The following is a 7837-nucleotide window of genomic DNA, read 5'->3' on the forward strand; positions in this document are numbered from 1 at the left end:
AGTTTGCAGCTGAAATGGAAGCGCATGTTCGTGAATACGGCGTAGATATTATGAATCTACAACGTGTTGCAGACATCAAAGGTGCTGAACAAACGGCAAATGGTTTGGTTGAAGTGACTTTAGAAAATGGTGCAAAACTAGAATCGAAAACAGTCATCCTATCTACAGGTGCACGTTGGAGAGAAATGAATGTACCGGGTGAAGCAGAATACCGTACACGTGGTGTAGCGTACTGCCCACACTGTGATGGTCCATTGTTCAAAGGTAAACGTGTTGCAGTCATCGGTGGCGGTAACTCAGGTGTAGAAGCAGCCATTGACCTTGCAGGTATTGTTGAGCATGTAACGCTTGTTGAGTTTGATACCAAACTACGTGCTGACCAAGTATTACAAGACAAATTGAACAGCTTACCGAACACCACTGTAATTAAGAATGCGCTTTCTACAGAAGTGGTTGGTGATGGCAAACAAGTGACTGCACTGAAATACAAAGACCGTGCAACTGATGTTGAACACACTGTTGAACTAGCAGGTATCTTCGTACAAATCGGTTTGTTGCCAAACACTGATTTCTTAAAAGAAACAGCCGTTGAACTTTCAAACCGCGGTGAGATTGTGATTAACGAACGCAACGAAACCAATGTGAAAGGTGTATTCGCTGCGGGTGACTGTACAACAGTGCCTTACAAACAAATCATCATTGCTACAGGTGAAGGCGCGAAAGCATCACTTTCAGCATTCGATTACATTATCCGTTCAGGTCAGTAATAAAAGAAAAGGCCAGTGTGTTCCCCATACACACTGACCTATTTTCTAAGCGTTATTGTGAATATTGTTGTTATCAATATTCTCGTTTTATAGGAACTTTGGATGCTAACACCGGAGTTCCTTTTTTTATCTGCAAGATAAGAATCAAAATGTCCCCACGCATTTTGATCCCGTTCTTTGCCCATCGTCTATTTTTGTTTTACAACCTTATTTTTATACTTTCCCCAAGGTTGTTCTTTTTAATTGCTAAGCTTATAAGCAATAAGTATTCCAAAGTGGCGTTTCATATTAAGACTTGAATAAATTCAATCCTTTAAATTTTTTTATTAACTGCTCTTGCGTTTCCACATGCTCGGGATGGGGCACGATGCACTCAATTGGACAGACATCAACACAGGTTTGAGTTTCATAAAAACCCACACATTCTGTGCAGCGGTCTGTATCAATTTTATAGACCTTCGCACCTTCATAAATCGCTTCATTCGGGCACTCGGGTAAACACATATCGCAGTTAATGCATTTGTCAGTAATGAGTAAGGCCATAGCGAACCCAATTAAGCCTGATAAGCCAAAGAGGATGCAGAAATATCTGCCGTCGAATTTGGTAAGTTACGAATGAGCAGGGCATAAGTCATATCGACATCGGCAGGCACAGGAATATCCACGATATGGCCTGAACCTTTCGCATCTTCAATGGAATTACCTTTTTTGTCTTTAATTTCAGTCAATGTGAACGTGATGTTGCCTTTAGTGGTCATTAGTTCTAATGAATCACCCACCACAAAACGGTTTTTCACATCAATTTTGATGTAGTCGCCATTGCGCTCTAAAACTTCACCGCAGAAAATTTGGTGGTCAAAACTTGATGAACCGTTTTCATAGTTTTGATATTCGCTATGCACATGGCGGCGTAAGAAACCTTCGGTATAACCACGGTTTGCTAAACCTTCGAGCTGAGTCATCAGTGATGGGTCAAAGTCTTTGCCTTGCAGCGCATCATCAATGGCTTTACGGTAAATTTGCGCAGTACGGGCACAGTAGAAATAAGACTTGGTACGACCTTCAATTTTCAGTGAATGAATGCCTATCTTGGTTAAACGGTCAACATGCTGAACGGCACGTAAGTCTTTAGAATTCATGAAATATGTGCCGTGTTCATCTTCTTCGGCAGCAAAAGCTTCTTCGTCATTACGTTGTAATAACACTGGTTCAGAAACTTGGTTTTGCGCTTGCATGTGCAGTTCATCTGCATCTTTTGAGCAGCAACCAGATTTTTTTGCTGTATCAATATTTTGTACAGGAATCACATCGCCATTGGCATCTTCAGCGGTTTCAGACACTTTGTATTCCCAACGGCAAGCATTGGTACATGCACCTTGGTTGGCATCGCGTTTGTTCATGTAGCCAGATAACATGCAGCGGCCTGAATAGGCCATGCAGAGTGCGCCATGAACAAAGACTTCAATTTCCATGCCCGGGACTTGCGTTTTAATTTCTTCGATTTCTTCAATCGACAGTTCGCGTGACAAAATCACACGGGTTAGACCCATTTTTTGCCAAAATTTAACCGTTGCCCAGTTTACGGCATTGGCTTGAACTGAAAGGTGAATGTCAATTTCAGGGAAGTTTTCGCGCACCATCATAATCAAACCAGGGTCTGACATGATCAGTGCATCAGGCTTCATTTCAATGATTGGTGTAAGGTCACGAATAAAATTTTTTAATTTTGAGTTATGCGGCTGGATGTTGACCACCACATAAAACTTTTTACCCAAAGCATGGGCTTCGTTAATGCCAATTTGTAAGTTGTCATGATCGAACTCGTTGTTACGAACACGTAAGCTATAACGTGGCTGACCTGCATAGACGGCATCTGCACCGTATGCGAAAGCATAGCGCATGTTTTTCAGTGAGCCGGCAGGTGATAAGAGTTCAGTTACAGTCGTGATGCTCATGACAAAAATTAAGGCATATAAAAAATATGGCTTTATTGTATGAATCTAAAAAAATGATTCAACCTAGTAAAAAGCTCGGAATTATAGATCCAAAACACTGTTATTTTCACCGAATAGCGAATAATATATATGTATATTCGAATATGCATATATATTATGGATCAACTGAATTTTTTTAAATGTTTGTCAGATCAAACGCGTCTCGACATATTGACTATTTTGCTGCTGCGCGGTGAAAGCTGTGTCTGTGATTTGATGACTGCCTTAGATTTAAGCCAGCCGAAAATATCCCGTCATTTGGCCTTATTACGCAGTGCCAAAATTTTGCAAGATCGCCGCCAAGGGCAGTGGATTTATTATCAAATTCATCCTGAATTAGAAACGTGGTGTGTCGATATTTTGAAACTAACGCTGCAGCATAATCCACGTGCAGAGCAATTGAAAAGTTCTGGAAATGCAGCGCCATGTTGTGATTGATATTTAGAGTAAGATTATGAATTTTCTATTTTTATGTACAGGTAACAGCTGCCGCAGTATTTTATCGGAAGCGCTTTTTAATGCACGTGCACCGCAGGGCTTTAGTGCGTGCAGCGCAGGCAGTCAGCCTTCAGGTAAGGTGCATCCGCTGTCATTAAGAACCTTGCAAAGTTTGAATATTTCCACAGAAGGTTTGTGGAGCAAAAATATGCAAGATTGCGAACAGTTTAATCCTGAAATTGTTGTGACGGTGTGTGGTTCTGCAGCAGAAGAGCCTTGCCCATTATATTTAGGCAATGCCATAAAAGTGCACTGGGGCTTGGAAGATCCTTCACATTTAGATTGTGCAGAGGATGAAAAAATGCAGGCATTTATGCAGACAGTAGAGCATATTCAACGTCGTTTTGATGCCTTTTTTGCCTTGGATTTAAACCAATTAAGCAAAGAAGATTTAATTATTGAGCTGAATAAAATTGGTCGGATTGATTAATTAAATCGCAATTCTGCAAAAATAGAAGCCTGTTTTTTGTACATGGCTTTTAATTTTTGCGTCTTAGATTGATAAGTTGAAGATATGCAAACTGCAAAATTATCCTTTTTAGATCGTAATCTCACGCTGTGGATTTTTATTGCCATGGCACTGGGTATTTTGATCGGTTATTTATTTCCGCAGGCATCAACTGCTTTAGAAAGTATGAGCTTAGGCACGGTTAATTTACCGATTGCCATTGGTTTGATTCTGATGATGTATCCACCTTTGGCAAAGGTGGATTACGCCAATTTGCCGCAAGTGTTTCAGGATAAGCGAACGTTGGTGTTGTCACTGGTACAGAACTGGCTGATTGCACCGTGTTTGATGTTCGCCTTAGCGATTATTTTCTTACAGAATTATCCTGAATATATGACGGGGCTGATTTTAATTGGCTTGGCGCGCTGTATTGCGATGGTCTTGGTGTGGAATAACCTTGCTTGTGGTGATAATCAATATGTGGCTGCCTTGGTGGCATTTAACAGTATTTTCCAAATCCTGTTTTTTAGTACATACGCATGGTTATTCTTAAGCTTCTTGCCGCCATATTTTGGTGTGGCAGGGCAAGTGATTGATGTCGGTTTTTGGACTATTACCAAAGCGGTGCTCATTTATTTGGGCATTCCATTTTTATTGGGCTATCTCAGCCGGACACTTTTGGTGAAACAAAAAGGACTAGATTGGTATCAAACGAAGTTTATTCCAAAAATTAGTCCGCTGAGTTTATTGGCACTGCTGTTTACCATCGTGGCGATGTTTAGTCTAAAAGGCGGTGAAGTGCTGAGTCTGCCAATGGATGTGCTGCGCATTGCCATTCCACTGACCATTTACTTTGTCGTAATGTTTTTCATTAGCTTCTTTATGAGCAAGTTGATGGGCAATGACTATGCCAAAACCACGGCGATTTCCTTTACTGCAGCAGGCAATAATTTTGAATTGGCGCTAGCAGTGGCGATTGCTACTTTTGGTTTGGCCTCACCTGTGGCATTTACCACCGTTATTGGGCCATTGGTTGAAGTACCTGTGCTGATTGCTTTGGTCAGTGTGTCTTTATGGCTACGTAAAAAATATTTCTCAAATGCAGGGGCAAATGCTGAATGAGTACTGATTTATCAAAGATTGATCTAGCGAATACAGATCTTCCAAACATTGAGATGGACTTGCTTGAGCAACCGACCTTTGCAAATGTGCAGGCGCAAGAACTTGCGCATCCACCACGGATTTTATTGCTGTATGGTTCAAACCGTGAACGTTCTTATAGTCGTTTAGCAGTGATTGAAGCGGGTCGTATTCTTGAACATTTTGGTGCTGAGGTGAAAATTTTTCATCCTAAAGGTTTGCCTTTACCTGAAGATGGCGATGCGACACATCCGAAAGTGCAAGAATTACATGAGCTATTGGCTTGGGCGGAAGGGATGGTGTGGTGCAGTCCTGAGCGTCATGGTGCGATGACTTCTATTTTAAAAGCGCAAATTGATTGGATTCCATTGGCTGCTGGGGCAATTCGCGCCACGCAAGGAAAAACCCTGGCCTTGATGCAAGTGTCTGGCGGTTCGCAATCTTTTAATGCGGTCAATCAAATGCGCATTTTAGGCCGTTGGATGCGTATGATCACCATTCCAAATCAATCTTCTGTGCCGAAAGCCTTTTTGGAGTTTGAAGAAGATGGCCGTATGAAAGCATCGAGTTTGTATGATCGAATTGTCGATATCATGGAAGAGTTGTATAAGTTCACGTTATTGACCCGTGGGCAGTCAAGTTATTTGACCAATCGCTATTCAGAACGTAAAGAGTCGGCGGCTGAATTGTCTAAACGTGTGAATCAAAAATCTATCTAATACATGATTCGATGCCGCTTACTCAGCTTCAAGCTGTTTTAAGATTTGGCAATGATCAATGGTGCTTTGTGCATTGCAAGATTGGCGGAGCTGCTGTAATTCCTGTTGGAATTTATGCAGTTCTGCCAATTTTTTTTCGACTTGTGCTAAATGCAGGTCAATAATTTCATTCACTGCCTGGCAGTTTTGCTGCGGCTGCTGCTCCAATGCAATTAAGGTTTCAATTTCTTGTAGGGATAAGTCTAAAGCCCGACAGCGCTGAATAAACAGTAAGCGTTTTAATGCATCTTCATGATAATAACGATAATTATTGTCCGCCCGAAATGAGGGCTGAATCAGCTGTTTGCTTTCATAAAAACGAATGCTGTCGGTTGTTAATCCTGTTTTTTTACTCAGTTCACCAATTTTATAAGTTGCCATGCTTGACCTTAGAGTTACTCGAGGGTTTTTAATGACTATAACCTGATCAATACTGAAATGCATGGGAGTTTTGTATGGCTTGTACTTGCAGTCATGAACCAGCACCGCCAAAGCCAAATAGTAAATTTCGCACCGCGCTTTGGATCGCCTTATTCATTAACTTAGCGATGTTCTTGGTTGAGCTGATTGGTGGCGCTTATGCGCACTCTGCATCACTGTGGGCGGATTCTTTGGATTTCTTTGGTGATGCTGTCAACTATGGTGTGTCTTTGGCTGTATTGGGGGCGAGTCTATATTGGCGTGCGACAGTTGCACTGTTAAAAGGGCTGACGATGGCGGCCTTTGGCTTCGTGGTCATTGGTAAAGTCATTTACTCTTATATGCAAGGTATCCCGCCTGAAGCGATCACCATGGGCGCGATTGGTGTTTTAGCCTTGGTGGCCAACGTGATTTCTGCGGTGATCTTATATGCCTTCCGCGATGGCGATTCCAATATGAAGTCGGTTTGGCTATGTAGCCGTAATGATGCGATTGGCAATGTGGCCGTGATCTTGGCTGCAGTGGGGGTGTTTGGTACAGGCAGTTTATGGCCAGACATTATTGTGGCAGGAATTATGGCGGTATTAGGTTTAACGGGTGGTTATGCGGTGATTAAGCAAGCTTTGAAAGAGCGAAAAATAAAAGTAGAAGCACCAATGAACTGCTCTTAATTTACAATCTGCAACTTTTTTATCAATACAATTTGCTTTATAAGAGATGCGCTAGTCTTTACTCCAAGGCTAGCTGTCTATGTTTAAAAAATGTAGAATATAGAAAATGAATATAATTATGTTTTTGGGTAAAGGCTCAATAAATTAGAAAAAAGTACAGATTTACATGAAAATTGAAAGAAAATTGTTAGTGTGCTAAAGAAAATATAATCAGCATCTTTTATGATTTTATCTTTATTAGCTTTCTGTTTTTATTTAATTTTCAGTAAATATAATTTTTAAAATTACAATTAAGAATTTTTTATTATGCTAGGCAAAATACTTGCTGTATTAGAAAAATTAGGCTTATCCGCTCAAAAGCGTGCCATCCATGCGCAATTTTCCAATCCTGCTTTGAATGACGAGCTTTTTATTCAACGTATTGATGGGGAGCATGGCTTAAACCAAGGCCTGCAAGCGACCCTGATTTGCTTATCCACCAATGCATTGATTCCGCTGAAACAATTTATTGGTGTACAAGTTGCTGTTGATCAAGTGACAGATCGGGGTGAGCTCTTCCGTACTACGGGTATCATTACCGAAGCCACTCAAGGCCAGAGTGATGGTTCACTCACGCTGTATAAACTCAGTTTAGAAGACGCAACGTCGCTGTGGCATAAACGTCGCAATAGCCGTGTGTTTATGAATAAATCAGTGCGTGATGTCAGTGAAACTATTTTTAAAGAATGGCAAAGCAAAAGTCCACTCTTTGCATCCAGTCTAATGCTTGATCTAAGTGGTTTAAGCCAAAACTATGATGTTCGGCCCTTCATCATGCAGTCGAATGAAAGCGATTATGACTTTTTAACCCGACTTTGGCGCAGTGAAGGCATTAATTGGCTTATTGATGAAGCACAGCTGAAAGTGCCACATTCCTCAGTGCCAATTGAAAAACAAAAACTCCGCTTGATTGATGACAATAGCCAATATCAAGCACTCAGCCGTCGCAGTATCCGCTTTCATCGCTCCAGTGCCACAGAGCAACAAGACAGCATCACTAGCTTTATCGGTGAGCGTAGCATTCAACCGACAGCAGTACATGTGCAACGTTGGCAAGCTGATGGCCTCAGCCAAGAAGAAGGTGCAGGTTCAGTCCAAAGCA

Annotated in this window: 10 protein-coding genes; 7 read left to right on the plus strand and 3 right to left on the minus strand. The window is 41.4% G+C overall.

Annotated features, from left to right (window positions below; genetic code table 11):
• A partial coding sequence (locus DYI81_RS17345) for an FAD-dependent oxidoreductase (RefSeq protein ID WP_171356379.1) occupies positions 1 to 767 on the plus strand: 767 nt, incomplete at its 5' end.
• Positions 768 to 1055: 288 nt separating this feature from the next.
• Here DYI81_RS17345 and DYI81_RS17350 read toward each other — a convergent pair.
• Both DYI81_RS17350 and yegQ read right to left on the minus strand, forming a co-directional pair.
• Entirely contained in the window at positions 1056 to 1310 is a 255-nt protein-coding gene (locus tag DYI81_RS17350; RefSeq protein ID WP_106986747.1) for a YfhL family 4Fe-4S dicluster ferredoxin, read from the minus strand.
• A gap of 11 nt (positions 1311 to 1321) precedes the next feature.
• On the minus strand, positions 1322 to 2722 hold the full coding sequence (gene yegQ, locus DYI81_RS17355; RefSeq protein WP_106986746.1) for a tRNA 5-hydroxyuridine modification protein YegQ: 1401 nt from the start codon (positions 2720 to 2722) through the stop codon (positions 1322 to 1324).
• A gap of 156 nt (positions 2723 to 2878) precedes the next feature.
• Here yegQ and DYI81_RS17360 point away from each other — a divergent pair, with 156 nt between their 5' ends.
• The 4 genes from DYI81_RS17360 to arsH all read left to right on the plus strand — a co-directional run bounded on the left by DYI81_RS17360 (position 2879) and on the right by arsH (position 5566).
• Complete coding sequence (locus DYI81_RS17360; RefSeq protein ID WP_117008165.1) at positions 2879 to 3199, plus strand: metalloregulator ArsR/SmtB family transcription factor; 321 nt, start codon at positions 2879 to 2881, stop codon at positions 3197 to 3199.
• A gap of 16 nt (positions 3200 to 3215) precedes the next feature.
• Entirely contained in the window at positions 3216 to 3689 is a 474-nt protein-coding gene (locus tag DYI81_RS17365; protein ID WP_117008166.1) for an arsenate reductase ArsC, read from the plus strand.
• Between the two features lie 84 nt (positions 3690 to 3773).
• Positions 3774 to 4829, plus strand: coding sequence for an ACR3 family arsenite efflux transporter (gene arsB, locus DYI81_RS17370; RefSeq protein WP_117008167.1), 1056 nt, complete (start codon positions 3774 to 3776; stop codon positions 4827 to 4829).
• Positions 4826 to 5566: an arsenical resistance protein ArsH gene (arsH, locus tag DYI81_RS17375; protein WP_117008168.1), complete on the plus strand. Its 741-nt coding sequence runs from the start codon at positions 4826 to 4828 to the stop codon at positions 5564 to 5566. Before arsB ends, arsH begins: the two co-directional genes overlap by 4 nt.
• Before the next feature lie 18 nt (positions 5567 to 5584).
• On the opposite strand, the gene DYI81_RS17380 is transcribed toward arsH, so the two are convergent.
• A complete protein-coding gene (locus DYI81_RS17380; RefSeq protein ID WP_117008169.1) occupies positions 5585 to 5986 on the minus strand; it encodes a MerR family transcriptional regulator in 402 nt (133 codons plus the stop codon).
• A gap of 74 nt (positions 5987 to 6060) precedes the next feature.
• Between DYI81_RS17380 and DYI81_RS17385 the strand changes: the two genes are divergently transcribed.
• Positions 6061 to 6696, plus strand: a complete 636-nt coding sequence (locus tag DYI81_RS17385) for a cation transporter (RefSeq protein ID WP_106986740.1) — start codon at positions 6061 to 6063, stop codon at positions 6694 to 6696.
• 306 nt (positions 6697 to 7002) lie between these two features.
• Positions 7003 to 7837: phage late control D family protein (locus tag DYI81_RS17390; protein WP_205669754.1), on the plus strand; the 835-nt coding region annotated here is incomplete at its 3' end.

The organism is Acinetobacter sp. SWAC5 (assembly GCF_003419885.1).
GTDB lineage: Bacteria > Pseudomonadota > Gammaproteobacteria > Pseudomonadales > Moraxellaceae > Acinetobacter > Acinetobacter cumulans.